Source organism: Streptomyces sp. NPDC110618, assembly GCF_055657065.1.
On sequence record NZ_JBVKBN010000001.1, the window covers coordinates 557,244 to 583,331 of the forward strand.

A 26,088-nucleotide genomic window follows, 5' to 3' on the forward strand; every position below is an offset into this window, starting at 1 on the left:
CGTTCTTTCCGCCCTCTCTCGACCGACACCGCGATGGCGCACGCCCGGCGCGGACACCGAGCCGGGCGTCGTGAGGACCACGCCCGACGGACACAGCTACGAGGACACCGATGTCTCACCTCCGCGCACCGGCCGCACGCGCAGACCGCCGTGAGGGCGGGCGGCACGGTCGGCCGGTCGCCCGCCCCGCACCCGCGCTGCCCGAGACGCACATACGGCCGCAGCTCCTCCGGCTCGCCGTGCTCCCACCCGTCGCGGTGGCCCTCGCCGCCTGCGCCGCCGTGCTGTTCACCGTCCGCAGCACCGGCGCCCGGCCCGGCATCACCCTGTGGGGCATGCTCGGCGGAGCCGCCGCCGTCGCCCTCGCGGCCCTCGTGATCGCCGCCGTCGTCGCCGACCGCACCGCCCGCTCCGTCAGCGAGCGCGTCGGCGCCCTGCGCCGCTCCACCGCCCGCGGCGAGGCCGAACTGCGCGCCCTCGTCGACGCCCTGCGCCGCGGCGACACCCCGCCCCGGCGCAAACCGCGCAGCGGCCCGCCCGACGACGCCGACGACTTCGAACTCCTCGCCGCCGACCTGGCCCGCGCCCACGACGGGGCCGTCACCGCCGTCGTCCAGGCCACCCAGCTCTCCAGCCAGGCCGGCGACGAACAGAAGCTCGAAGTCTTCGTCAACCTCGCCCGGCGCCTGCAGTCCCTGGTGCACCGCGAGATCTCCATCCTCGACGAGCTGGAGAACGAGATGGAGGACCCCGACCTGCTCAAGGGCCTCTTCCACGTCGACCACCTCGCCACCCGGATCCGCCGCCACGCCGAGAACCTCGCCGTCCTCGGCGGCGCCGTCTCCCGCCGCCAGTGGAGCAACCCGGTCCCCATGACCGAGGTACTGCGCTCCGCCATCGCCGAGGTCGAGCAGTACTCCCGGGTCAAACTGGTGCCGCCCATCGACGGCACCCTGCGCGGCCACGCCGTCGCCGACGTCATCCACCTGCTCGCCGAACTCGTCGAGAACGCCACCGTGTTCTCCGCCCCGCACACCCAGGTGCTGCTCCGGGCCAACCTCGTCACCTCCGGGCTCGCCGTCGAGGTCGAGGACCGCGGACTCGGCATGCCCGTCGAGGAGCAGGAGCGCATGAACGCCCTGCTCGCCGACCCCGACCAGGTCAACGTCGGCCGCCTGCTCGCCGACGGCCGCATCGGCCTGTTCGTCGTCTCCCAGCTCGCCCGCCGCCACGGCATCAACGTCCGGCTGCAGACCAACATCTACGGCGGAGTCCAGGCCGTCCTCGTCGTACCGCAGGGCCTGCTCGGCGCCGACTCCGGCGGCCCCGCCGGAGTCGAGGACGCCACCGGCGCCGTAGCGGCGCAGACCGTGGCGCCGGGTGCGCAGCGGCCCGCCGGGCGTCCGGCACCGCAGCGCCCCAAGGCGCCGGCCGCGGGCGGCCCCGTACCCCTGCCCGTGCGCGGCTCCCACGAGGAGCGGCCCACCATCGCCGAGGCCGTACCCGGCATCCGCCCCCAGGACCGCGCCGTCGTCGAGCACAACGGCGCCCCGCCCGTCCCGCGCTCCGGAGCCGTCCGCGGCACCATGGGCAAACCCCAACTGCCCCGCCGCCGCGCCCAGGAGCACATCGCACCCCAACTGCGCGACGGCCCCCTGCCCCGCCAGGAACCCGAGCACCTCCCCGGGCACGACCCCGGACTCATGGCCGCCTTCCAACGCGGCATCGGCCTCGCCGAGGCCCAGCAGCACCTGGAGTCCGAGCACCAACTCGACCCCCTGACCGCGGAGTTCCTGGAGACGGACGTGACCCCGGCGCGGATACCGGACACCCCCACGCACCTGTCCCACTCCGAGCACACCGACCGGCACGACGGGAGCACACCAGCCGGATGACCACGCACGCGTACACGCCCACCCCCAGCGCTCCCGCAGACCTTCGTACCTCAAGGAGTCGATCCACCATGGCGAGCGAAGCGCCGACCGGCCATGTATCCGATCTCGACTGGCTGATGAGCGGCCTCGTGCAGCGCGTACCGCACACGACCAGTGCGGTGCTCCTCTCCTGCGACGGCCTTGTGAAGTCGGTTCACGGCCTCGATGCCGACAGCGCCGACCACATGGCGGCCCTGGCCTCCGGCCTGTACTCCCTCGGCCGCAGCGCCGGAGTCCGCTTCGGCGACGGCGGCGACGTACGCCAGGTCGTGGTCGAACTCGACTCGACCCTGCTGTTCGTCACCACCGCCGGCTCCGGCACCTGCCTCGCCGTCCTGGCCGGCCGCGAGGCCGACGCCGCCGTCCTCGGCTACGAGATGGCGATGCTGGTCAAGAGCGTCCGCCCGTACCTGGTCACCGCGCCCCGGCAGCACGCCGTCGAACCGTCGGCGTCGAGGCATTGAGCGTGGCGGCGGCCGGTGACGGGCCCTGGCTCGACGACGCGGCCGGACGGCTGGTGCGCCCCTTCACGGTCAGCAACGGCCGGACCCGGCCCACCGTCGCCCTCGACCTGATCTCTCAGGTGATGGCCACCGGGGCGACCCCCCTCGGCTATCTGGGCCCCGAACACACGGAGGCGCTCGACCTGTGCCGCGCCCCCGTGTCGGTCGCGGAGGTCTCGGCGCACCTGAAGCTGCCGGCGGCGGTGACCAAGGTGCTGCTGTCGGACCTCGTCGACTGCGGGGCACTCACCACCAAGCCCCCCGAGTTCCACCACAACCCCACTGACCGGGCCCTTCTGGAGGCAGTGCTCGATGGACTACGACGACAGCTCTGACTACGCGGGCCGCACGGGCGCGGACCCGTTCCCCACCGCGCTGAAGATCCTCGTGGCGGGCGGCTTCGGGGTCGGCAAGACGACCTTCGTCGGCGCCGTCAGCGAGATCGCGCCGCTCAGCACCGAGGAGCTGCTCACCACGGTCAGCGCCGCGACCGACAACCTCGACGGCATCGAGAACAAGGTCGAGACCACGGTCGCCATGGACTTCGGCCGGATCACCCTCGACCCGCAGCATGTCCTCTACCTGTTCGGCACGCCCGGGCAGGAGCGCTTCTGGTTCATGTGGGACGAGCTGTGCGAGGGCGCCCTCGGCGCCGTCGTGCTCGCCGACACCCGGCGCCTGGAGGACTGCTTCGCCGCCGTCGACTTCTTCGAACAGCGCGGCCTCGGCTTCATCCTCGCGATCAACGAGTTCGACGGCGCCTACCGCTACGACCCCGAGGAGGTCCGGGCCGCCATCGACCTCGACCCGCAGATCCCCGTCGTGCGCTGCGACGCCCGGATCTCCAGCTCGGGCGTGCAGACCCTGCTGACCCTGGTCAGGCACCTCATCGCCCACACCCCCGCCCAGGCCACCGGCCACGGTGCCCACATGTGATCCCCGCACACCTCACGGAGCCCGCCACCATGCCATACGTCCACACCGAGGGAGTGCGCCGATGAGCTACGACCCGCCCCGTCCGGCCGGTCGTCTGCTGCTCACCCCGCAGGACGGCGAAGCCCCCGCCCGCGCGCGCCGACTGCGCAGTCTGGGGCTCGGGGAGCGGGCCGACCCCGCCCTCGACGCCTTCGCCGACCGGCTCGGCGACGCGACCGGGGCGCCGTACGCCATGGTCAACTTCGTCGACGAGCACCGGCAGTTCTTCGCGGGGCTGCGCAGGCCGGCCTGCGGTACCTACCGCAAGGGCGACGGGAGCAGTCCGGAGATGGGGCGGGTGCTGCCGCGCGATCACGGGTTCTGTCCGCATGTGGTGGTCCGGCGCAAGGCGCTGGTGCTGGAGGACGTGCTCGACTATCCGCGCTTCGCGGGCAATCCGGTCGTGGACGAGTTCGGCATCCGGTCCTATCTGGGGGCGCCACTGATCGACAGCACCGGGATGGTGCTGGGCACGGTGTGCGTGGCCGATCTGACGCCCCGGGCCTGGGGGAGGGCCGGGCTGGAGACGATCAAGTCCACCGCCGCCGATCTCGCGATGGGCCTGGAACGGCAGGGGGACCCGCTCGCGCCGTGAAGGCGGGAGGGCGTAGGGGAGGGGGGAGACCGAGGGGGGACGGGAGGGCGTGAAGCGGAGCTTGGGCCGCGGTTAAGAAATCCTCGATGGACCCGGGGTGCGGGGGTACGGCAGATTGCAGTCGACACCACCTTTTCTCCCGGTCCGGGGCCTTCTTCGGCATGCCCGAATCCGGGAACTCACCCCAAGGGGAGCCGTACGCGTGAAGGCGCTGGTCAAGGAGAAGGCGGAGCCGGGGCTGTGGCTCGCGGACGTGCCCGAGCCCGTCATCGGACCCGGTGACGTCCTCATCAAGGTGCTGCGCACCGGCATCTGCGGCACCGACCTGCACATCCGCAACTGGGACGGCTGGGCGCAGCAGGCGATCAGCACCCCGCTGGTGCTCGGCCACGAGTTCGTCGGCGAGGTCGTCGAGACCGGCCGGGACGTCAGCGACATCAAGCCCGGCGACCGGGTCAGCGGTGAGGGGCACCTGGTGTGCGGCAAGTGCCGCAACTGCCTGGCCGGACGCCGCCACCTGTGCCGCGCGACGGTCGGGCTCGGCGTCGGCCGGGACGGCGCGTTCGCCGAGTACGTCGCTCTGCCCGCCGCCAACGTCTGGGTGCACCGGGTCCCCGTCGACCTCGATGTCGCCGCGATCTTCGACCCGTTCGGCAACGCCGTGCACACCGCGCTGTCCTTCCCGCTGGTCGGCGAGGACGTCCTGATCACCGGCGCGGGCCCCATCGGTCTGATGGCCGCGGCCGTGGCCCGGCACGCGGGCGCCCGCAACGTCGTCATCACCGACGTCAGCGAGGAGCGCCTGGAGCTGGCCCGCAAGGTCGGCGTGAGCCTGGCCCTGAACGTCGCCGAGACCACCATCGCCGACGGGCAGCGGGAGCTGGGGCTGCGCGAGGGCTTCGACATCGGCCTGGAGATGTCCGGCCGCCCCGAGGCCATGCGCGACATGATCGCCAACATGACGCACGGCGGCCGGATCGCGATGCTCGGCCTGCCCGCCGAGGAGTTCCCGGTCGACTGGGCCCGGATCGTCACCTCGATGATCACCATCAAGGGCATCTACGGCCGGGAGATGTTCGAGACCTGGTACGCGATGTCGGTCCTGCTGGAGGGCGGCCTCGACCTCGCCCCCGTGATCACCGGCCGGTACGGCTACCGCGACTTCGAGTCGGCCTTCGCCGACGCGGCGAGCGGCCGCGGCGGCAAGGTCATCCTCGACTGGACTGTGTGACCCCTTAGGAGCTTTTGCGATGTTCGACTCCGTGCGCGACGACCTGCGCGCCACCCTCGACGAGATCCGTGCCGCCGGTCTGCACAAGCCGGAGCGGGTGATCGACACCCCGCAGTCCGCGACCGTCAACGTCAGCGCGGGAGGACGCCCCGGCGAGGTGCTCAACTTCTGTGCGAACAACTACCTCGGCCTGGCCGACCACCCCGAGGTGATCGCCGCCGCCCACCGGGCGCTGGACCGCTGGGGCTACGGCATGGCCTCCGTGCGCTTCATCTGCGGTACGCAGGAGGTCCACAAGGAGCTGGAGGCGCGGCTGTCCGCCTTCCTCGGCCAGGAGGACACGATCCTGTACTCCTCCTGCTTCGACGCCAACGGCGGTGTCTTCGAGACCCTGCTCGGCCCCGAGGACGCGGTGATCTCCGACGCCCTCAACCACGCCTCCATCATCGACGGCATCCGCCTGTCCAAGGCCCGCCGCTTCCGCTACGCCAACCGGGACATGGAAGACCTGGAGAAGCAGCTCAAGGAGGCCTCGGACGCGCGCCGCCGCCTGATCGTCACCGACGGCGTCTTCTCCATGGACGGCTATGTGGCGCCCCTGCGCGAGATCTGCGACCTCGCCGACCGCTACGACGCCATGGTGATGGTCGACGACTCGCACGCCGTCGGCTTCGTCGGCCCCGGCGGCCGCGGCACCCCCGAGCTGCACGGCGTGATGGACCGCGTCGACATCATCACCGGCACCCTCGGCAAGGCCCTCGGCGGCGCCTCCGGCGGCTATGTCGCCGCCCGCGCCGAGATCGTCGCCCTGCTGCGCCAGCGCTCGCGCCCGTACCTGTTCTCCAACACCCTCGCCCCGGTGATCGCCGCGGCCTCGCTGAAGGTGCTGGACCTGCTGGAGTCCGCCGACGACCTGCGCGTCCGGCTGCGCGAGAACACCGAGCTGTTCCGGCGCCGGATGACCGAGGAGGGCTTCGACATCCTCCCCGGCGACCACGCCATCGCGCCCGTCATGATCGGCGACGCGGCCAAGGCCGGCCGGATGGCGGAGCTGCTGCTGGAGCGCGGCGTGTACGTGATCGGCTTCTCCTACCCGGTGGTGCCGCAGGGCCAGGCCCGCATCCGCGTCCAGCTGTCCGCCGCGCACTCCACCGAGGACGTCAACCGGGCCGTGGACGCCTTCGTCTCCGCCCGTGCGGAGCTGGCCGGCTGACCTGAGACAATCGAGGCGTGATCGAAGCGCGGCGGCTCCACATCCTCCGTGCGGTGGCCGACCACCGTACGGTGACGGCGGCTGCCGCCGCGCTGTACCTCACGCCCTCGGCGGTCTCCCAGCAGCTCACCGCGCTGGAGCAGGAGACCGGGCACCGGCTGGTGGAGCGCGGCGCCAAGGGCGTCACGCTCACCCCGGCAGGTGAGATCCTCCTCAGCCACACCAACGCCGTCCTCGCCCAGCTGGAGCGCGCCGAGGCGGAACTGGCCGCCTATGGCTCCGGCGAGGCCGGTACGGTCACCGTCGCCGCGTTCGCCACCGGCATCGCCCAGGTCGTCGCCCCGGCCGTGGCCCGCCTCGCCCGCAGCGCGCCCGGCATAAGGCTCCGGGTGCAGGACGCCGAGGGCGACGCCAGTCTGCCGATGGTGCTGGACCGGCAGGTCGACATCGCGGTCGCCGTCGAGTACCGCGGGGCGCCACCGGCCGACGATCCCCGTCTGACCCACGTCCCGCTGTACGCCGAGCCCTTCGACGCCGTGGTCCCGACGAGCCACCGCCTGGCCGACCTCGCCGAGGTACCGCTGGCCGAGCTGGCCAAGGACCCGTGGATCGGCCCGTACCCCGGCAACCCCTGCCACGAAGTGGTCGTCCTCGCCTGCGAGACGGCAGGTTTCCAGCCCCGCCTGGAGCACTCCTCCGACGACTTCCGCGCCGTCGTGGCCCTGGCCGCCGCGGACGCGGGAGTGGCGCTGGTGCCCCGCTCGGCACTGCGCGGCATGGACCTGACGGGCGTGGCCATCCGACCGGTGGACGGGGTGGCCCCAACCCGGCGGGTTTTCGCGGCGGTTCGTCGCGGGGCGGAGGAGCATCCCTTGATCCGGCAGGTGGTGGACGCGCTGCGGGTCGCAGCCGAGGGATAGGGGCGGGAACCGGCCAGTGGGGGAACGCTGTCTGGGTTGGCATGCGCGTGACGATGATCCTCCCGGCCCTGACCGAGGCGACCAGCCCACTGTTCCGGCCCATCAAGTACTCGCTGTTCCCGCCGCTGGGGCTCGCCACCCTGGCGGGGTACCTGGATGACGACGACGAGGTCACGCTCCACGACGAGCACGTCGAGCGGATCGACCTGGAGGCCCTGGACACCCCCGACCTGCTGGTGATCCAGCCGTACATCACTTCGGCCCGGCGCAGCTACGAGATAGCCGACCACTTCCGCGCCCGGGGCGTGCATGTCGCCATGGGCGGGCTGCATGTCACCTCGTTGCCGGAGGAGGCCGCGGCGCACGCCGACACGCTCTTCACGGGGCCGGGGGAGGACACCTGGCCGCTGTTCCTGAAGGACTTCAGGGACGGGGTACCGGCCCGGCGTTACGACTCCACCACACGCACCCTGGCCGGACTGCCCCCGGTACGACGGGACTTGATCAAACGTCACCTCTACCTGGTGCCGAACTCCATCGTCGTGTCCCGAGGCTGCCCGCACCACTGCGACTTCTGCTACAAGGACGCCTTCTTCGAGGGCGGCAAGTCCTTCTACACCCAGGCCGTCGACGACGCCCTCGCCGAGATCGAGCGGCTGCCCGGCAAGCACCTGTACTTCCTCGACGACCACCTGTTCGGCAACCGCCGCTTCGCCGAGGCGCTGTTCGACGGCATGAAGGGCATGGGCCGTCTGTGGCAGGCGGCCGGGACGGTCAACTCCGTGCTCAAACCGGACCTGTTGGAGCGCGCGGTGGAGGCCGGGCTGCGCAGTCTGTTCGTCGGGTTCGAGACCGTCAACGACGCCAACCTCGCCGAGCGCCGCAAGAACCAGAACATCGGCACCGACTACGACGCGGCGGTACGGCGCCTGCACGACGCCGGGGTCATGGTCAACGCCAGCTTCGTCTTCGGGCTCGACCAGGACGGGCCGGACGTCTTCGACCGGACGGTGGCCTGGGCGGTGGAGCAGGGCATCGAGACGGCGACCTTCCACATCATGACGCCGTATCCCTCGACCGGGCTGTGGAAGCAAATGGAGGCCGAGGACCGCATCGTGCACCGGGACTGGGACCTGTACGACACCCGGCATGTCGTCTACCGCCCCAAGAACATGACCCCGCGCCAACTGGAGGACGGGTACTGGCGGGCGTACCGCGACTTCTACCGCTGGTCCAACATCTGGCGCGGCTCGGGCGCGCAGCCCGGCACGCACGAACGGCTGCGGCACCTCGCCTACGCGGGCGGCTGGAAGAAGTTCGAGCCCGCCTGGGACCTGCTGATCCGGTCGAAGAGGGTGGTGCGGGCGATGCCCGCGCTGGAGCGGACCTTGGCGGCGTTCGGCGGGAGGCAGTGACGCCCGTTTCACATCTGGGATAGAGTCCCGAATATGAAACAGGTGGAGCATCGGGCCGACCCCGTCGACGTGCGTCTCGGCGCCCGGCTGGCCGCCCTGCGGGCCGAACGCGGCTGGTCCCTGGGCGAGCTGGCGGAACGCAGCGGGGTCAGCAAGTCCACGCTCTCCCGCGCCGAGCGCGCCGAGATCAGCCCCACCGCCGCTCTGCTGAACCGCCTGTGCGGGGTGTACGGCCACACCATGTCCCGGCTGCTCAGCGAGGTCGAGTCCGAACCCGCCGGGCTGGTGCGCGCCGACGAGCAGCCGGTGTGGCAGGACCGAGCCTCCGGCTTCGTACGGCGGTCGGTGTCCCCGCCGCATCCGGGGCTGCGCGGGGAACTGGTCGAGGGACGCCTCGCCGCCGGCGCCGACATCTCCTACGACCGGCCGCCCGTACCCGGCCTGGAGCAGCACATCTGGGTCCTGGCGGGCGCACTCGACGTCACCGCCCAGGACACCGAGCACCACCTGGACGCAGGCGACTGCCTGCGCCTGCGGGTATGGGGGCCGACCCGCTTCCGGTGCCCCGGCCCCGACGAGGTGCGCTACGTACTGGCGGTGGTGCTGCCGTGAACGTCGTACGACTGAACCCGGAGCAACTCCTCGCCCATGCCGGGGAGCTGGCGGGCCTGCTGGTCGACACCGTCGACAGTGGCGCCTCGGTCGGCTTCCTCGCGCCGATGGACCGGGCGCTCGCGGAGTCCTGGTGGAAGGAGCGCGCGGCCGGGCCGTACGCGGTATGGGTGGCGGTCGAGGACGGCCGTGTCGTCGGCACCGTCAGCCTGGCCTACCCGGACAAGCCCAACAGCCGCCACCGCGCCGAACTGGTCAAACTGATGGTACACCGCACCGCCCGCGGACGCGGCCTCGGCCGCCGGCTCCTGGACACCGCCGAGCGCGCGGCCGCCGCCGAGGGCATCACCCTGCTCCACCTCGACACCGAGACCGACAGCCCCGCCGAGCACCTGTACCGCTCGGCGGGCTGGACCCGGGTCGGCGTGATCCCCGACTACGCGGCCGACCCCGGCGGGGTGCTGCGCGGCACCACCCTCTACTACAAGCGGCCGGCGCCCTGACCGGGTGATTGTCAGTGCCAGCGGCTACGGTGCCTGCCATGCAGGATGCCGAAGACGTACGCCGCATCGCCCTGTCCCTGCCGGACACGACGGAGAAGATCGCCTGGAGCATGCCCACGTTCCGGGTGGCGGGGAAGATGTTCGCGACGCTGCCCGAGGACGAGACGTCCATCGCCGTGCGCTGCCCCAAGGAGGAGCGCGACGAACTGGTCCTGGCCGAGCCGGAGAAGTTCTGGATCGCCGACCACGAGGCGCAGTTCGCCTGGGTGCGGGTACGCCTCGCGGCGCTGGAGGACGAGGGCGAGCTGCGCGACATCCTCGCCGACTCCTGGCGGCAGGCGGCGCCCACCCGACTGCTGGACGCCTACCCCGAGTTGGGTCTGCCGTCCGACAGCTGAAATCCCCTCGGGCTTGTCAGTGCCCCATGGCATGATCCCGCGACAGGAGTGAGAGCCGGGGCGGAGGGGGCCCCGGCTCCCACCGGTGCCGGTGCGCGGGGAGGGGTGCGGGGCGTATGGCGAAGGGATCGCTGGAGGAGACCGCCGAGGGCCACCCGGTGTGGTCACGCGACTTCGCCCTGTTCTTCGTCGCCCGGGCCGTGGCCCGGCTCGGCGACACCATGCTGCCCGTGGCCCTCGCCGCCGGGCTCCTGCAGCACGGCCACGGCGCGGGCGCGGTCGGGCTCGCCATGGCCGCGACAGCCGCCGCCTTCGCCGGGTTCGTCGTCCTCGGCGGGGTGATCGCCGACCGCTTCTCCACCCGCCGTCTGATGATCGGCTCCGACCTGGTCCGCCTCGGCACCCAGGCGCTTGCCGCGGCCCTGTTCTTCAGCGGGCACGTGGTGCTCTGGGAGATCTGCGCCATCGGCTTCGTCAACGGCGTCGCCAGCGCCGTCTTCCAGCCCGGCGTCGCCAGCACCACACCCCGCCTCGCCCGCGACGTCCAGGGCGCCAACGGCGCGATACGCGTCGCGGAGTCCGCCGCCCAGCTCGGCGGCCCCGCCCTGGCCGGTCTGCTCGTCGGCCTCGCCTCCCCGGGCGGCGTCTTTGCGGCCCACGCCGCCACCTATGCCATCAGCGCCCTGTGCCTGCTCCTGCTCCGGCTGCCCCCGCTGCCCGCCGGGAGCACCCCCGAGCCGACCACCTTCCGGGCGGACCTCGTCGAGGGATGGCGGGAGTTCCGCTCCCGCACCTGGCTGTGGGGCGTGATAGCCGTCTGGTGCCTGTACATGCTCACCGTCTGGGGCCCGAGCCTGCCCCTGGTGGCGACCGAGGTGGTCCAGGAGCATGGCGCCGGGGCCTACGGCCTGGTCAACTCCGCCCTCGGCGCGGGCACGGTCGTCGGCGGACTGCTCGCCCTGCGGCTGCGCCCGCGCCGGATGCTGCGCGCGGGCGCGATCAGCCTCTTCGCCTTTGTCGGCTTCCCCGCGACCGTGGGCCTCGGCCTGGACGTGCCCACGATGGCGGTGGGCGCCGCCCTGGCGGGGGCGGGCATGTCCTTCTGGGGGGTGATGTGGGCGACCAGCGTGCAGACCCAGGTCCCGGTGGACGTCCTGAACCGCATCCACGCCTACGAGGTGGCGGGCTCGCTGGCGATGATGCCGGTCGGCCAGGCCCTGGCGGGCCCCTCCGCCTCCGCCCTCGGCGCCGAGAACGTGCTCCTGATCGCGGGCGTGATGAGCGTGGTCGTCGCCGCGATCCTGCTCGCGGTACGTCCCATACGGGACCTGGAACGCGCCGACGCCCCGGCCGCCCGCTCACTGCCCGCCGACGAGCCGGAACGCGCCCGCGCCGAATAAACCGGTGCGCGACCAGCGAGCCGAGTGCGGTATGGTTGCCCTGTCCGTTCGGCCCGGGGAAACCCCAGGTCAGACGGGATCGGGACGTGGCGCAGCTTGGTAGCGCACTTGACTGGGGGTCAAGGGGTCGCAGGTTCAAATCCTGTCGTCCCGACTTTTGCAGGACCATGCAGTTCCAGATCAGGGCCTTGGCTCACCTAGGTGAGCCAAGGCCCTGATCATTTCTGGCTCGCGTCTCATCATGTTCCACGAGCCGTCCACGACGAGCCTTGCAGCCCGCTGAACGGGCGAAATAGCTTCAGGAGCAGTGACATCAGGCTCGCACCGGGCAGATGAAAGTCGAACAAACGCTCCGCTCGTGAAGGGTTGTGAATGAGTCCCAACCTGTCCTCGTCCGCTGCCGCTCTGACAGTTGGCACCACACTCGCCATGGGTTTTACCGGTGTCGCGCCTGCGTTCGCGCACCCCACCCCGTCGCCGAGTGTCACATCGACCGGTGGATCCGACGGGGGGTGTGAGCCCTTCTGCGCACCTGGACCTTCCCCTGCCTCCCCGTCACCAAGCATGACATCCACACTTCCGCCCTCACCTGCTCCCACGGACGGTGACTACCCCAGACCTGGAGACCACCACAAACCTGATGGTGGGATGCGCACCGGTGGCGGCGGCCTGACAGCAGAACGCACAACGGTGAGCGCGGTAGCAGGGGGCGTGCTGGGATTGGCTGTGCTGTGTGCGGGGGCATATGCGCTGGGTCGACGCAAGGCGCACCGTTGATGTGAGGAGGGTCCCGCAGTGAGTTCCACCCTGGAATCACTGGTCACCGAAGGCTCGGCCCGGACACCCGAGGTGCGCGGCGTAGCCGTTACGGCTACTGCACCGGTGTGCGTTGTTCCGCACTTCTTGGGGCCCGCGCAAGCTCATGAAGTCATGTCATGGGCACTGGCCGATGTGAGCGGATTGCAGACCGCAACGACACTCGACGGGCCACCGGATACGCGACGAGCCAAGGTGCTGTACACACTCGTTCCGCCTTCCTTGGGCAGGGCGCTGGTGAACGTGCTGCCCACCGTGGAAAAGGTCCTGGGCGTCACAGCGGCCGAGAGACGGGTTGAGTGCCAGGTCACCGTGCACGGCGACGGGGACTACTTCCGCAGGCATCTGGATGTCGGTGAAGGTGACGCAGCCAGTCGACGCATCAGCTTCATTTATTACCTGCACCGAAGTCCACGACTCTTCTCAGGGGGCCAGCTGAGGGTCTACGACTCCGTGAGTGCCCCAGGAAAGTTCAGTCCAGCGGCATCGTTTCGCGATGTAGAACCGATCCACGACACGATCGTCTTCTTCCCATCAGCCAGTGTGTTCCATGAAGTCCTTCCGGTCTCCTGCTCCTCTGCTCGGCCGGAGGACGGAAGGGTCACGTGCAACGGATGGATCCACTGAGCCGACCAGATATTCAGCAGCGGTCGAAGGCCGTCTTCTCAGGATCGAGAAGACGGCCTCAGCCATGTCCCTCCCCCTACAGCCGCACCGTCAGTTCGATGGCCACCCGGTCGCCCGCCGACAGGCCCTGCGGTTTGCGGACCGCGGCCTTCAGGGGCAGGAGGTAGCAGCCGTCCTTCGGGAACAGGGACGTCGTGAACTCCACCACGCCGATGCGGGCGTCCACGGGAATCACCCCCCAGCCGTACGTGGCCATGGAGGCCACCTGACGGATGTCGGCGGACTCCTCGTCCGGTACGGGGACGAAGTAGTACGGGGAAGGACCGCGCCACTCGATGACCTGGCCGGTGAAGGCGAGTTCCAACAGGCAGCCTCACTTCGAAGAGACGACAGACGGCCGGGCCGGCCGACGGGTGTCGGCCGGCCCGGAGGCGGGGCGGTCCGCTCAGACCAGGTCGAAGCGGTCCAGGTCCATGACCTTGGCCCACGCCGCGACGAAGTCGTTCACGAACTTCTCCTTCGCGTCGTCGCTCGCGTAGACCTCCGCGAGCGCCCGCAGCTCGGAGTTGGAGCCGAAGACCAGGTCGGCGCGGGTACCGGTCCACTTGACCTCGCCCGAGGCCAGGTCACGGCCCTCGAAGGTGGTCTGGTCCGGGGAGGTCGCCGACCACTTCGTGCCCAGGTCGAGCAGGTTGACGAAGAAGTCGTTGGTCAGCCGGCCCGGGGTCTCGGTGAGGACACCGTGCTTGGAGCCGTTGTGGTTGGCGCCCAGCACCCGCAGACCGCCGACCAGGACGGTCATCTCCGGCGCGCTGAGGGTGAGCAGGTTCGCCCGGTCCAGCAGCAGGTACTCGGCGGCCAGGCGGTTGCCCTTGCCGAGGTAGTTGCGGAACCCGTCGGCGGTCGGTTCGAGCGCCGCGAACGACTCGACGTCCGTGTGCTCCTCGCCGGCGTCCACGCGGCCCGGCGAGAACGGCACCTCGACCTCGACACCGGCGTCCTTGGCGGCCTTCTCCACGGCGGCCGAACCACCGAGGACGATCAGGTCGGCGAGGGAGACCTTCTTGGCGCCCGCGGCGTTGAACTCCGCCTGGACGCCCTCCAGGACACGCAGCACCTGGGCCAGCTCGTCGGGGTTGTTGACCTCCCAGCCGCGCTGCGGCTCCAGGCGGATCCGGGCGCCGTTGGCGCCACCGCGCTTGTCACTGCCGCGGAACGTCGAGGCCGACGCCCACGCGGTGGAGACCAGCTGCGAGACGGACAGGCCCGAGTCGAGGAGCTTGGCCTTCAGCGCCGCGATGTCGGCGGCGTCGATCGGCTCGCCCTCGGCCTCCGGCAGCGGGTCCTGCCACAGCAGCGTCTCCTCCGGGACCTCCGGGCCGAGGTACAGCGACTTCGGGCCCATGTCACGGTGGGTCAGCTTGTACCAGGCGCGCGCGAAGGCGTCCGCGAACTCCTCCGGGTTCTCGTAGAAGCGGCGCGAGATCGGCTCGTAGATCGGGTCGTAGCGCAGCGACAGGTCGGTGGTGAGCATCCGCGGGCGGTGCTTCTTCTCCGGGTCGAAGGGGTCCGGGACGATCTCCGGGGCGTCCTTCGCGATCCACTGGTGCGCACCGGCCGGGCTGGTGTCCGGCTCGTACTCGTACTCGAAGAGGTTCTTGAAGAAGCCGTTGCTCCACTGGGTCGGGGTCGACGTCCAGATGACCTCAAGGCCGGAGGTGATGGCGTCCTTGCCGACGCCGCTGCCGTACGTGCTCTTCCAGCCCAGGCCCTGCTCCTCCATGGAGGCGGCCTCGGGGTCGGCGCCCACATGGTCGGCGGGGCCGGCGCCGTGGGTCTTGCCGAAGGTGTGGCCACCGGCGATGAGGGCGACGGTCTCCTCGTCGTTCATCGCCATCCGGCGGAAGGTCTCGCGGATGTCGCGGGCGGCGGCGATCGGGTCCGGGTTGCCGTTGGGGCCCTCGGGGTTGACGTAGATCAGACCCATCTGGACCGCGGCGAGCGGGTTCTCCAGCTCACGGTCGCCCGAGTAGCGCTGGTCGTCGAGCCAGGTCTGCTCGGGACCCCAGTACACGTCCTCGTCGGGCTCCCACACGTCCTCGCGGCCGCCGCCGAAGCCGAAGGTCTGGAAGCCCATCTGCTCCAGGGCGACATTGCCGGTGAGGATCATCAGGTCGGCCCAGGAGATGGACTGGCCGTACTTCTTCTTCACCGGCCACAGCAGACGGCGGGCCTTGTCCAGGTTGCCGTTGTCCGGCCAGCTGTTCAGCGGCGCGAAGCGCTGCTGACCGGCACCGGCGCCACCGCGGCCGTCGCTGATGCGGTAGGTGCCCGCGCTGTGCCAGGCCATACGGATCATCAGCGGGCCGTAGTTGCCGAAGTCGGCCGGCCACCAGTCCTGCGAGGTGGTGAGCACCTCGGCGATGTCCCGTTTCACGGCCGCGAGGTCCAGGTTCTTGAACGCCTCGGCGTAGTCGAACTCCTCGTCGAGCGGGTTCGTCGCCGGCTGGTTCTTGGCAAGGATCTTCAGGTTGAGGCGCTCCGGCCACCACTGGCGGTTGCCGCCGCCCTGGGTCGGGTGCAGGGCACGTCCGTGCGCGACCGGGCAGCCCCCCGTGCTCTCCTCCGTCTTCGGATCGGTGACGATTGCGTCGGGGTTCTCAGCCATGGCGAATCCTTCCGGGCTTGGTGGATCTCGTGCTCAGGGAGTCTGTGCGGTCGAGCAGTCCGGGCATACGCCCCAGTAGATGACCTCGGCCTCGTCGATCGCGAAGCCGTGGTCGTCGGAGGCGGTCAGACAGGGCGTGTCGCCCACCGCGCAGTCGACGTCGGCGATCGCGCCGCACGACCGGCACAGCAGATGGTGGTGGTTGTCCCCCACGCGCCCCTCGAACCGGGCCGGACTGCCGGCCGGCTCGATACGACGGACGAGCCCCGCCGTGGTCAGGGCGTGCAGCCCCTCGTACACGGCCTGCAGGGAGACATGGCCCACCCGGTCCCGTACGCCGGAGGCGATCGCCTCGACCCCCAGGTGGTCGCCGCCGCGGACGGTCTCCAGCAGTGCGACCCGGGCGGCCGTCACCCGCAGGCCGGCGGCGCGCAGCTCCTCGGCGGTGGACGGGGTTCCGGACGAGCTCATGCGCCGAACCTACCCTCAAAAACACGAATGGTTCAAGAAAACGAACCAGTCCAATTTAGGTCGCGCTCCGAGCAGGCTCCGATCAGGTCCCGAGCAGGCTCCGGGCAGGGCGGGGAGGGGTGCCGCGGCACCCTCCCGCACACCCCTCGCTTCCGCCTCGGGGCTCGCACGAGAAACGGCTCCCGAGCCGGTGAGAACGCTCGGTGAGCGTCAGATCACGCATCCCACATGCGCCAGCGCCTGCTTCAGCAGCACGCCGTGGCCGCCCGGCATCTCGCTCTGCACCGCGGGCGACAGGGCCTCCTGGGGGCTGAACCACACCAGGTCGAGGGCGTCCTGCCGGGGGCGGCAGTCGCCGGTCACCGGCACCACGTAGGCGAGGGAGACGGCGTGCTGGCGCGGGTCGTGGTACGGCGTGATGCCCTGGGTCGGGAAGTACTCCGCCACCGTGAAGGGCTGCAGGGAGGGAGGGACGCGGGGCAGGGCGACCGGTCCGAGGTCCTTCTCCAGGTGGCGCAGGAGCGCGTCGCGCACCCGCTCGTGGTGCAGCACGCGGCCGGAGACCAGGGTCCGGCTGACCGTTCCGTCCGGTCCGATCCGCAGCAGCAGGCCGATGCTGGTCACCTCGCCGCTGTCGTCGACGCGCACGGGCACGGCCTCGACGTACAGGATCGGCATCCGGGCGCGGGCCATCTCCAGCTCGTCGGAGGTCAGCCAGCCGGGGGTGGTTTCGGTCATATCAGACATTGAGTGATCATACTTTCCGGGATCGACGCGCGTTCAGTCGCGACAGGGAACAGGTGCGGAGGGAAGTCCGTACAGGCGGCGGGCGTTGGCGGAGCCGGTCCACCGGACGAGGCGTAACGCGTCGTCCGGGCTCAGCTCGTCGGCGTCGACCCGGTCCTGGAGCAACGCGCCCAGGCCCCGGCGGAAGGACACCGCCCCCAGCAGATGGAACTCGGCGAGACCGTAGGCGTCGGAGCTGTACAGCAGCTTGCGGAACGGGGTGATCTCCAGCGCCTCCTCCAGAACGGCACGCGCGCGTGCGGGGCCGACATGGTGCAGGGTCAGCCCCACATCGAGGTACACCTGCTCGAACACCGCGGCCAGATAGGCGGCCTGCCGCTGGTACGGCCAGCAGTGCAGGAGCAGCACGGGAATCGTGCCCGCGATCAGCCGCAGCCAGTCCGTCAGCAGGGCCGGGTCCGCGTCGCGCAGCCGGATGTCGCGGTCGCCGAACCCGGTGTGCAGTTGCAGCGGCAGCCCCAGATCCACGGCCGTCCACAGCAACTCCCGCACCAGCACCGGGTCGTCGAGCCGTCCTCCCGCGGCCAGCCAGCGCCGGGCCGCCTCGGTGACCTCAGCCTCTGTCGGGCGTGTCGGATCGAGCTCGAAGCCGGTCCGGTAGGCGGCCACGGACTTCACCGCCACCACACCGGGCGCCCGTACGGCGTCCTCGGCGGCCCCCCGGAACGCCGCCGCGTACGCGTCCGGTTCGACGCCCGCCCGCGCGACGGACTCGGCGACGCCCTCCAGCCGTACGACCTCGAAGGCGGCGGCACCGGCCGCGTCCGCCAGTTCGCGCGGGGAAGTGAGGGGGAGCGGGGTGTACCCGGTGTCCACGCAGAGGGCGTCGACTCCCGCGGCGGCCAGGAAGCGGCGGTTCACCTCGGCCGGGCCCAGGTCGGCGCGGCGCGCCAGGTAGGTCTCCGGCGAGGCGTGCCGGGGCAGGTCCAGCACGGGGGCGCAGTGGCGGCGTACGGCGACGCCCGCCGGGGTGTCGAACGGGGAGATCCCGGGCCAGGCGGCGCCCTCGGTGAGCAGGGACTCGAAGGCGGGGCGGTCCAGCTCCCCGGTCGCCACGCCGTGGCAGTGGTGGTCGACGAGGGGGAGCGCGGCCAGCGCCTCGCGCACGGGGCCCGTCACGTCAGTACCGCCAGCGGTAGGCAGCCGCGACCGCCGCGTCGTCGAGACCGTCCACGGCGGCGATCTCGCCCTCCCGTACGGCGATCACCGCGTCGGCGAGGACCGGGCCGAGCGCCGTGCGCAGCACCTCGTCGGCGCGGAACGCCTCGACGGCCTCGGAGAGGGAGGCCGGCAGCCGCCGCACGTCGCGGGCGCGCGCTTCCTCGGGGCTCAGGGCGGCGGGGTCGCCGGTGATCTCCTCGGGCAGGGTCGCCGACTCGGCCATGCCGTGCAGCCCGGCCGCGATCACCGAGCCGAGGGCGAGATAGGGGTTGGCGGCGAGGTCGACCGGCTTGATCTCGATGTTGGCGGCCTGGTCGCGCAGGCCCTGGGTGCCGGTGATCACCCGTACGCCCGCCTCGCGGGTCTCCCGGCCCCAGGCGGTGAAGACCCCCGCCCACTGGGAGGGCCTGAGCCGCAGATAGCTGGCGGGGCTGGGCGCGGTGACCGCGGTCAGCGCGGGCAGGCGGCCGAGCACTCCGGCCGTGAAGGACTCCGCCTCCGCCGTCATGCCGTAGCGGCGGTCCCCGCCCGCGTGCAGACTGGCGCCGTCGCCCCAGGCGGACAGATGGAGGTGGCCGCCGTTGCCGACACCCTCGGCGAAGACCGCGGGCGCGAACGACACCACCAGGCCGTGCCGCCGGGACACCGCCCGGATCGTCTGCCGGACCAGCACGCTGCGGTCGGCCGCCGCCACCGGGTCCAGCGCGCCCACCGACAGCTCGAACTGCCCGGCCGCGTACTCGGGATGGACCTGGTCGACCTCCACGCCCTGCTCCGCCAGCGCGGCCAGCAGATCGGCGAGGCAGTCGCTCAACTCCACCTGCCGCAGGGCGCCGTACGCCGGACCCGTCACCGCCGGCCTGAACTCGCCCTCGGCGGCGGGGCCGTGGCCGACGGCCCACTCGATCTCGACGGACGCCCGGAAGGCCAGCCCCCGGCGCGCGACGTCCGCCACCAGGTGACGCAGGAAGGTGCGGGTGCAGGCCGGGTGCCGCTCCCCCTCCTGGGTGATCCGGTCGACCGGGGCCCACGCCCAGCCGGGCTGCGCGGCCAGCACCACCAGCCGGTCCAGGTCGGGGTAGAGGCGCAGATCGCCGTCCGGGGAGCCGAGGACGTCGGTGGTGACGATGGAGTCGTTCGCCAGGAACGTGTCGAACACCGGGGACATCCCGACGCCCCACGCCGCCGCCGAGGCCAGCTTCGCCGTCGGGATCGTCTTCACGCGGGCGATCCCCGCGGTGTCGACGTAGGCCAGCACGATGCCGTGCACACCCCGCCCGGACAGCTCCCCATTCAGCGCGGTGGCCCGCTCGATGTCTCCGGGACGTCCCCCGGGCACGGGATCGGCAAGGGTGGTCATGCGCTCTCCTCGTCGAGCTGGGCCGCGGAACTCGCTGTGGGCGTCAGGGTTTCACGGCCACCGCGCCGTACTGCGGCACCACCACGGGAGAGTCGGAACCGGTGCGCCACACCGAGCAGGACACCAGGCCCGGTTCGAGCAGCTCCAGGCCCTCGAAGAAGGTCATGATCTCCGCGCCGGTGCGGGCGGTGATCGGGGGAGTGGCGTTCTTGTTCCAGAACTCCATGGCCGGGACCTGGCCCGCGCCGCCCACCTCGTCGTCGGTGGTGGGGTGGGTCAGCACCAGGAAGCTGCCGGACGGGACGGCGGCCATCACACGGCTCGCGATGTCCCGCGCCTTGTCGTCGTCGAGGACGAAGTTGAGGATGCCGAGCATCATCACCGCGACCGGGCGGGTGAAGTCCAGGGTCGCGGACGCGCGTTCGAGGATCGCCTGCGGGTCGTGCACATCGGCGTCGATGTAGTCGGTACGGCCGTGCGGAGTGCCGGTGAGCAGGGCGCGGGCGTGCGCGAGGACGATCGGGTCGTTGTCGACGTAGACGATCCGCGCGTCCGGGGCGACCCGCTGGGCGATCTCGTGGGTGTTGTCACCGGTCGGCAGCCCGGTGCCGATGTCCAGGAACTGCCGTACGCCGCGCTCCTCGGCGAGGAACCGCACGGCCCGCCCGAGGAATTCGCGGTCCGCGCGGGCGATGTCCCGGATGACCGGGAACATCCCGGCGACCTGCTCGCCGACCTGTTGGTCGACGGCGTAGTTGTCCTTGCCGCCGATCCAGTAGTTCCAGACGCGCGCGTTGTGGGCCACACCGGTGTTCAGCTGTGCGGACCCGTCCGCCGGGGTGTGGCCTTCGGTCACGGCTCGTCCTCTCCTCGGGCGTGCGGCCGTATCCGGCCGTGTGGGGCCATTGTGCCGTCCCTTGATCCACTTGTCTGCGGAATCGGTACAGGATCAACGGCGGTTGGCCTGCGAGAGGGTGAACCTCACGGGAAAACGCCCGGGTTCGGGTCAGCTCTGCGGAGTCTTTCCGGCCAGCACGTCCTCCAGGCGCGGGGTGCCGTTCTCGACGGCCTCCTCGGTGGAGTCGTCCTCGACGCCGTCCAGTCCGCCCGCCGTGACCGTGATGGCGTTGTCGTCCACGCGGACGACCGCGATCTCCTGGGTGAGGGTGGCCGCCGAGCCGTCGACGGTGCCCTGGACCGTGACCCGCAGGCCCTGGCGGGCGTTGCCCTCCTTCGGCACGGAGGTCTCGATCACCTGGACGGTCCGCTTGCCGCTGTCGCCGGTCAGCTCGAACTCGTCGCACTTCTGCGGCAGCGACTTCAGCCAGTCCATCGAGTCGGACAGCGCGTCCGCGTCGTAGGCGGCGACCTGGTACAGCAGCCGGGAGTCACCCTCCTCGAAGCCGCGCAGTGCCGACGCGCCGGACGGCTTGCCGAGCAGGTCCTCGCTGTAGAGGCGGTCCATCAGTTGCTGGCAGTCGGCGGCGTCGGACTTACCGGTGACGAAGTCGTTCACGTCGACGGTGCCGATGAGCAGGGAGTCGCGCCAGCTCGCGGCGTCGTCGACCTGGGTCCAGTCGTCCTCGATGTCCTTCTCGGTGATCAGCGCGGACCTCGCCCCCTCCTGGGTGAGGGCCGCGGGCGCCGTGGTCCGCGCCGCGAGCGGGGAGGCGGAGGCGACGTCCTGGGCGCCGGTTCCGCTGTCGTCGTCGTCCGAGCAGGCGGCGCAGGTCAGCAGGGCGGCTGCGGACAGGGCCGAGGCGAGGGCGTGGACGGTACGGGAGCGGGTCATCGCGGGGGCCTCCTGAGAACGTGACGCGTCACCCCAGCGCACCACCGGCCCGCACCGCCCACCAGCCGCACCGGCCCGAACGGGTGAGCGGCGGGGGGCCCGGACAGGGCGGCCCCGGCAACTCGAACGCACCGCCCGGCATGCCCGGCCTCCGGACCGGACCGAGACTGACGACCACATGCCGTACCCGAAGGAGTCGCCATGCTTCCCGGATTCCTCGCCCGGGTGCTCGCCTTTCTGCTCGGCCGGGAGGGCCGCTCACTGCACCTGAAAGCGGCGACCGGGGCGACGGTCGTCCTCGGCCTGGTGACGCTGGCCGGGGCATGGGCGGTACTCGCCGCCGAGGAGGGCGCGAAGGGCGCCAACCTGACCACGTACCCCAAGGCCGTGTGGTGGGCCGTCGAGACCGCCACGACCGTCGGCTACGGCGACTTCTACCCGGTGACCTTCTGGGGCCGGGTCGTCGCCACGGTGGTGATGCTTGTGGGCATCACCACCTACGGCATGGTCACCGCGGCGCTGGCCACCTGGTTCGTCGGCCGCGACCACAAGCGGCGGCACCGGCTCGCGCACGACGCGGAGGACCTGTACGACGAGACGGCGCGCGCCCTGCACGAGCGGTTCGACCGGCTGGAGCAGATGCTGGAGCGGCGCTGAGTGTGTGTCAGCGCTTGAAACCGACCCCGCCGTACAGCGAGACGGGCCCGTCGCCGAGGGGCTCCTCGTCGCGGGCGAGGTCGGGGCGCCAGTCCCGTACGGACACGATGCCCGGGTCCACCAGGTCGAGTCCCTTGAAGAATCGGCCCACTTCGGCGTGGCTGCGGGCCACGAGGGTCACGCCGCCCGCCGCGTACCGCTCGATGCCCTCGCGGACGTTCTCCGGCTCGAAGTCGGCGGTCATGCAGGACAGGACCAGACAACTGCCCGGCGCCAGCGCGTCGACGAGGGTGTCGACCAGTTCGTACGCGCCGTCCGTGTCGGCGACGAAGTGCAGCAGCGCGATCAGCGACAGGGCGATCGGGCGGTCGAAGTCCAGGACACGGGCCGCCTGTTCGAGGATCGCCTCCGGCTCACGGGCGTCCGCCTGCACATACTCCGTGACGCCCTCCCGCGTGCCGCGCAGCAGCGCCTCGGCGTGCGCGAGGACGATCGGGTCGTTGTCGACGTAGACCACACGCGTGTCCGGCGCGTACGACTGGGCGATCTGGTGCAGGTTGGGCTCGGTGGGTATGCCCGTGCCGATGTCCAGGAACTGGCGGATCCCGGCCGCTCCGGCGAGATGACGGGTGGCGCGCTGCATGAACCAGCGGTTGCTGCGCGCGGCCCGCGGCGCACCCGAGTCGATCGCCATGATCTGCCGGCCGAGCGCCTCGTCGACCGGGTAGTTGTCCTTGCCGCCGAGGTACCAGTCGTACACCCGGGCCGGATGGGGCCGGGTCGTGTCGATGTGGACAGCCGGCTCGGTCCCGGTCACACGCCGCTCCTCTGCTCGCTCGACGGGCGTCGCGGGCAGTCTTTCACGATCATGTGACCCGGACGGAGACTGTCTTCGGCCACCTCGTGACCGGGCGAACGGGGGTGCCGACGGGCTGAGTTGACCCTTCTTGACCAGCTCCATGACCTTCAGTGACCGGTGGCGCTCCCCGCCGGGGAGGAGATTCGGATCGACTTCCGGCCAGACGGGTCGCCGAGGCGCCCGCGCTTGTCGCTGATGCGGCAGGGCACCCTCACTCGCCCCGCGGCCAGTTCTCCGCGTCGAACATCCAGCGCTGCTTCTCCAGTTCGGCGGTGATGGTGATCAGGAGGTCCTGGGTGACGGGGTCGGCCTGTTCGGTGGCTTCGATGCGGTGGCGCAGGCGGCCGATGCTCTGCTCCAGCGACGTCGCCATCAGTTCGATCGCCTCGGTGTCGCGCAGCCAGCCCGCCTCGGGGCCGGGCAGGGAGAAGGACGCCGCGACGGTCCGGGGGCGGCCGTCCGGCGGGACGCCGAGGGCGGCGGCGCGTTCGGCGACCGTGTCGGAGAAGGCACGGGCGGAGGAGACGATCTCGTCCAGCTGGAGGTGGATGGAGCGGAACCTCGGTCCGACGACGGTCCAGTGCGCCTGCTTCCCGACGAGGGACAGGCCGAGCAGGTCGACCAGGGTGTCCTGAAGGGCCTCGCCGGCGATCCGGCGCTCCTTGTCGGGCAGGGTGCTCTTCACTGTCTCGGTCATGAGGCGCTCCTCTTGTTCGTCGTGTGCTGCCTGCGGAGCAGTGCGGCGCGTTCCTCCTCGCAGGTGCCGCCCCAGATGCCCGCGACCTCGCCGGTGCGCAGCGCGAAGTCCAGGCACTGCGTGCTCACCGGGCAGCCCGCGCACACCCGTTTCGCGTCGGCGGCCTCGCGCAGTGCGGGCCCTCTGCGGCCCACGGGAAAGAACAGCTCGGGGTCCTCACCCACGCAGGCCGCTCGTCGCAACCACTCCATGCGGCGGCGGGTGCCCAGGGGTCACACAGGCAAACGCGACGGCCGGGCGTCTCACTCCTCGAATACGCCGTCCAGGAAGCGGACCAGGTCGGCGAGGACCTCGGCCTTGTTCGTCTCGTGGAACACCTCGTGCCGGGCGCCGGGGTAGATGTGCTCGGTCAGATGCTCGCCCCGCAGCTCCGCCACGCCGGTCCGGCTCCCGGCGAGCGGCACCAGCCGGTCGTCGTCGCCGTGCAGCCACAGCAGGGGCAGCCCGCCGATGCCCCCGCCCTTGGACACGGTGTCCAGGGTCCGCGCGAACGCCTCCACCGTCGGCCGTTTCATCGGCCCGTGCCAGACCAGCGGATCGGCGGCGTACGCGGCGCCCACCGCCGGGTCGCGGGAGAGCGCGCCAGGGCTGATCGGGGTGTCGGGGATCTCGTCCAGGGCGAGCAGCCGGCGCGGCAGCGGCCAGTCCCCGATGACCGGCCCGGACAGCACCAGCGCGGCCAGTTCGGCGCCGTACCGCTGGGCGAAGCGGGCCGAGACCAGACCGCCCATGGAGTGCCCGACCATGACCAGCGGGACACCCGGATGGACGGACCGGGCCAGCTCGGCGACCGCGTGCACATCCGTGACGACATCCTCGAAGTCCTCGATCAGCACCCGCTCGCCCGACGACTTGCCGTGCCCGGTGTGATCCGGCGCGAACACGGCCGCGCCGTGCCCCGTCAGCACCCCCGCCACCTCCTCGTACCGGCCGGAGTGCTCCCCGTAGCCGTGCACCAGCAGCGCGCAGTAGCGCGGGGCGGGCCGCCGCCACTTCCGGACGGCGACGGGGCCGCGGGTTCCGGCGAGGATGTGTGCGCGGGTGTCGGCCATGTCGCCTCCGGCGGGGTCGGTGCGGGTCCTGGAGGATCTTCCCAGGGCCGGGGTAGGCGGTCTATAGTCCTAAACTAGCGGTGCTAATTAAGAGGGTCGTAGGCAGCGGCAGGTCAAGGAGCCGCCCGCATCCTCGGTCAGGAGTTCTTCTCGTGCGTCCCGTCCACTTCGCGGCCGCCCGCCGCACGCCCATCGGCAAGCTGCGCGGAGCGCTGTCCTCCGTACGCCCCGACGACCTCGCCGCCGCCGTGATCCGCGGTCTCGTCGCCGAGGTGCCCGCCCTCGACCCGGCGCGCGTCGACGACGTGTACTGGGGCGCCGCCAACCAGGCCGGCGAGGACAACCGCAACGTCGCCCGCATGGCCGCGCTGCTGGCCGGGCTGCCCGAGTCGGTGCCCGGCGCCACCGTGAACCGGCTCTGCGCCTCCGGCCTCGAAGCCGTCACCACCGCCGCCCGCACCATCGCCGCGGGCGAGGCCGACATCGTCGTCGCGGGCGGTTCCGAGTCGATGAGCCGCGCGCCCTTCGTCCTGCCCCGCCCCGACGAGGCCCTGCCGCACCGCATCGAGACCGCCGACACCCGGCTCGGCTGGCGGCTGGTGAACCCGGCGATGAAGGACCTGCACGGGCTGCTGTCCATGGGGGAGACCGCGGAGGAGGTCGCCGCCCGCTACGGCGTCTCGCGCGAACGGCAGGACGAGTTCGCACTGCGCAGCCACCGGCTGGCCGCCGAGGCGCAGAAGAACGGCCACTTCGACCACGAACTGCTTCCGGTGGAGCGCCCCGACGGGGTCGTCGTCGACCGCGACGAATGCGTCCGTGAGGACACCTCGATCGAGAAGCTCGCCCGGCTCAAGCCGGTCTTCCGGGACGGCGGCACCGTCACCGCGGGAAACGCCTCGCCGATGAACGACGGTGCGGCCGGACTCCTCCTGGTCAGCGAGGAGGCGCTGAACGAACTCGGGCTCGAATCGCTCGGCCGCTACGTCGCCGGGGCCTCGGCGGGTGTGCACCCGGACGTGATGGGCATCGGGCCGGTGCCGGCCACCCGGAAGGTGCTCGCGCGGGCCGGGTGGAGCGTGGCGGACCTTGAGGAGGCCGAGTTCAACGAGGCGTTCGCCGCCCAGGCGCTGGCCTGCGTGGACCAGCTCGGCGTCGACCCGGATCTGGTCAACCCGAGCGGCGGCGCGATCGCGCTGGGCCACCCCCTCGGCTGCTCGGGCGCGCGGATCCTCACCACCCTGCTGCACCGCATGCGGCGCACCGGCGCCGAGCGCGGGCTCGCCACCATGTGCGTGGGGGTCGGGCAGGGCAGCGCGGTGCTGGTGGAGCGGCACTGAGCACCCGGCGCCGGTTCCCGGC

At 71.6% G+C, this 26,088-nt stretch carries 28 protein-coding genes and 1 tRNA gene; 17 read left to right on the forward strand and 12 right to left on the reverse strand.

All coding sequences use genetic code 11. The features are described 5' to 3' along the window. The first annotated feature begins 110 nt into the window (after positions 1-110). The 15 genes from ACZ7L7_RS02420 (at position 111) to ACZ7L7_RS02490 (ending at position 13,142) form a co-directional block, all read left to right on the forward strand. Positions 111-1,895 carry an ATP-binding protein gene (locus tag ACZ7L7_RS02420; RefSeq protein ID WP_285513941.1) on the forward strand — a complete coding sequence of 595 codons (1,785 nt, stop codon included), beginning with the start codon at positions 111-113 and terminating at the stop codon, positions 1,893-1,895. Between the two features lie 68 nt (positions 1,896-1,963). Beyond that, a complete protein-coding gene (locus ACZ7L7_RS02425; RefSeq protein ID WP_093717968.1) occupies positions 1,964-2,398 on the forward strand; it encodes a roadblock/LC7 domain-containing protein in 435 nt (144 codons plus the stop codon). 2 nt (positions 2,399-2,400) lie between these two features. Continuing rightward, a complete protein-coding gene (locus ACZ7L7_RS02430) occupies positions 2,401-2,772 on the forward strand; it encodes a DUF742 domain-containing protein (protein WP_285513942.1) in 372 nt (123 codons plus the stop codon). Beyond that, entirely contained in the window at positions 2,750-3,373 is a 624-nt protein-coding gene (locus ACZ7L7_RS02435; protein WP_285513943.1) for a GTP-binding protein, read from the forward strand. Before ACZ7L7_RS02430 ends, ACZ7L7_RS02435 begins: the two co-directional genes overlap by 23 nt. Before the next feature lie 61 nt (positions 3,374-3,434). Then, complete coding sequence (locus ACZ7L7_RS02440) at positions 3,435-4,007, forward strand: GAF domain-containing protein (RefSeq protein WP_285513944.1); 573 nt, start codon at positions 3,435-3,437, stop codon at positions 4,005-4,007. Between the two features lie 202 nt (positions 4,008-4,209). After that, the gene (tdh, locus tag ACZ7L7_RS02445; RefSeq protein ID WP_471591675.1) at positions 4,210-5,238 is read left to right on the forward strand and encodes an L-threonine 3-dehydrogenase; all 1,029 of its coding nucleotides are present in this window, start codon (positions 4,210-4,212) and stop codon (positions 5,236-5,238) included. A 19-nt stretch (positions 5,239-5,257) separates the two neighbouring features. Next, positions 5,258-6,451, forward strand: a complete 1,194-nt coding sequence (locus tag ACZ7L7_RS02450; protein WP_285513946.1) for a glycine C-acetyltransferase — start codon at positions 5,258-5,260, stop codon at positions 6,449-6,451. Between the two features lie 17 nt (positions 6,452-6,468). Beyond that, positions 6,469-7,371 (forward strand): LysR family transcriptional regulator, encoded by a 903-nt coding sequence (locus ACZ7L7_RS02455; RefSeq protein ID WP_453599115.1) that lies wholly within the window; start codon positions 6,469-6,471, stop codon positions 7,369-7,371. A gap of 53 nt (positions 7,372-7,424) precedes the next feature. After that, the gene (locus ACZ7L7_RS02460) at positions 7,425-8,786 is read left to right on the forward strand and encodes a B12-binding domain-containing radical SAM protein (protein WP_472074562.1); all 1,362 of its coding nucleotides are present in this window, start codon (positions 7,425-7,427) and stop codon (positions 8,784-8,786) included. A 33-nt stretch (positions 8,787-8,819) separates the two neighbouring features. Beyond that, positions 8,820-9,398: a helix-turn-helix domain-containing protein gene (locus ACZ7L7_RS02465; protein ID WP_285513949.1), complete on the forward strand. Its 579-nt coding sequence runs from the start codon at positions 8,820-8,822 to the stop codon at positions 9,396-9,398. Further along, positions 9,395-9,901, forward strand: a complete 507-nt coding sequence (locus ACZ7L7_RS02470) for a GNAT family N-acetyltransferase (protein WP_285513950.1) — start codon at positions 9,395-9,397, stop codon at positions 9,899-9,901. Before ACZ7L7_RS02465 ends, ACZ7L7_RS02470 begins: the two co-directional genes overlap by 4 nt. Before the next feature lie 38 nt (positions 9,902-9,939). Further along, on the forward strand, positions 9,940-10,299 hold the full coding sequence (locus tag ACZ7L7_RS02475) for an MmcQ/YjbR family DNA-binding protein (protein WP_261720023.1): 360 nt from the start codon (positions 9,940-9,942) through the stop codon (positions 10,297-10,299). A 116-nt stretch (positions 10,300-10,415) separates the two neighbouring features. Then, positions 10,416-11,699, forward strand: a complete 1,284-nt coding sequence (locus ACZ7L7_RS02480) for an MFS transporter (RefSeq protein ID WP_472074455.1) — start codon at positions 10,416-10,418, stop codon at positions 11,697-11,699. An 80-nt stretch (positions 11,700-11,779) separates the two neighbouring features. Beyond that, positions 11,780-11,853: transfer RNA gene (locus ACZ7L7_RS02485), tRNA-Pro, on the forward strand. A 641-nt stretch (positions 11,854-12,494) separates the two neighbouring features. Continuing rightward, a complete protein-coding gene (locus ACZ7L7_RS02490) occupies positions 12,495-13,142 on the forward strand; it encodes a 2OG-Fe(II) oxygenase (protein WP_285513952.1) in 648 nt (215 codons plus the stop codon). A 76-nt stretch (positions 13,143-13,218) separates the two neighbouring features. Here ACZ7L7_RS02490 and ACZ7L7_RS02495 read toward each other — a convergent pair whose 3' ends face one another. From ACZ7L7_RS02495 to ACZ7L7_RS02530, 8 genes are all read right to left on the reverse strand, one after another. After that, positions 13,219-13,506 (reverse strand): DUF1905 domain-containing protein, encoded by a 288-nt coding sequence (locus tag ACZ7L7_RS02495; RefSeq protein ID WP_285515093.1) that lies wholly within the window; start codon positions 13,504-13,506, stop codon positions 13,219-13,221. An 81-nt stretch (positions 13,507-13,587) separates the two neighbouring features. After that, positions 13,588-15,810, reverse strand: a complete 2,223-nt coding sequence (gene katG / locus ACZ7L7_RS02500) for a catalase/peroxidase HPI (RefSeq protein WP_472074457.1) — start codon at positions 15,808-15,810, stop codon at positions 13,588-13,590. 33 nt (positions 15,811-15,843) lie between these two features. Beyond that, entirely contained in the window at positions 15,844-16,281 is a 438-nt protein-coding gene (locus ACZ7L7_RS02505; protein ID WP_285515095.1) for a Fur family transcriptional regulator, read from the reverse strand. 210 nt (positions 16,282-16,491) lie between these two features. After that, a complete protein-coding gene (locus ACZ7L7_RS02510) occupies positions 16,492-17,019 on the reverse strand; it encodes an NUDIX hydrolase family protein (protein WP_285515096.1) in 528 nt (175 codons plus the stop codon). Between the two features lie 42 nt (positions 17,020-17,061). Beyond that, on the reverse strand, positions 17,062-18,207 hold the full coding sequence (locus ACZ7L7_RS02515; RefSeq protein WP_453605912.1) for an amidohydrolase family protein: 1,146 nt from the start codon (positions 18,205-18,207) through the stop codon (positions 17,062-17,064). Position 18,208: 1 nt separating this feature from the next. Further along, entirely contained in the window at positions 18,209-19,609 is a 1,401-nt protein-coding gene (locus ACZ7L7_RS02520) for a type I glutamate--ammonia ligase (RefSeq protein ID WP_472074460.1), read from the reverse strand. A gap of 43 nt (positions 19,610-19,652) precedes the next feature. Then, a complete protein-coding gene (locus tag ACZ7L7_RS02525) occupies positions 19,653-20,465 on the reverse strand; it encodes an SAM-dependent methyltransferase (protein ID WP_453605908.1) in 813 nt (270 codons plus the stop codon). A gap of 150 nt (positions 20,466-20,615) precedes the next feature. Further along, positions 20,616-21,401 (reverse strand): hypothetical protein, encoded by a 786-nt coding sequence (locus tag ACZ7L7_RS02530; RefSeq protein ID WP_453605906.1) that lies wholly within the window; start codon positions 21,399-21,401, stop codon positions 20,616-20,618. A gap of 201 nt (positions 21,402-21,602) precedes the next feature. Between ACZ7L7_RS02530 and ACZ7L7_RS02535 the strand changes: the two genes are divergently transcribed. Next, on the forward strand, positions 21,603-22,058 hold the full coding sequence (locus tag ACZ7L7_RS02535; RefSeq protein WP_285515101.1) for a potassium channel family protein: 456 nt from the start codon (positions 21,603-21,605) through the stop codon (positions 22,056-22,058). Positions 22,059-22,065: 7 nt separating this feature from the next. Here ACZ7L7_RS02535 and ACZ7L7_RS02540 read toward each other — a convergent pair whose 3' ends face one another. The 4 genes from ACZ7L7_RS02540 to ACZ7L7_RS02555 form a co-directional block, all read right to left on the reverse strand. After that, positions 22,066-22,875, reverse strand: coding sequence for an SAM-dependent methyltransferase (locus ACZ7L7_RS02540; protein WP_453605902.1), 810 nt, complete (start codon positions 22,873-22,875; stop codon positions 22,066-22,068). A gap of 253 nt (positions 22,876-23,128) precedes the next feature. Beyond that, positions 23,129-23,614 (reverse strand): Dps family protein, encoded by a 486-nt coding sequence (locus ACZ7L7_RS02545; protein ID WP_285515103.1) that lies wholly within the window; start codon positions 23,612-23,614, stop codon positions 23,129-23,131. Further along, entirely contained in the window at positions 23,611-23,865 is a 255-nt protein-coding gene (locus ACZ7L7_RS02550; RefSeq protein ID WP_285515104.1) for a WhiB family transcriptional regulator, read from the reverse strand. The genes ACZ7L7_RS02545 and ACZ7L7_RS02550 overlap by 4 nt, the downstream gene beginning before the upstream one ends. A 51-nt stretch (positions 23,866-23,916) precedes the next feature. Further along, complete coding sequence (locus ACZ7L7_RS02555) at positions 23,917-24,726, reverse strand: alpha/beta hydrolase (protein WP_472074463.1); 810 nt, start codon at positions 24,724-24,726, stop codon at positions 23,917-23,919. A 152-nt stretch (positions 24,727-24,878) separates the two neighbouring features. Between ACZ7L7_RS02555 and ACZ7L7_RS02560 the strand changes: the two genes are divergently transcribed. Beyond that, positions 24,879-26,066: a thiolase family protein gene (locus tag ACZ7L7_RS02560; protein ID WP_285515106.1), complete on the forward strand. Its 1,188-nt coding sequence runs from the start codon at positions 24,879-24,881 to the stop codon at positions 26,064-26,066. Positions 26,067-26,088 lie beyond the last annotated feature (22 nt).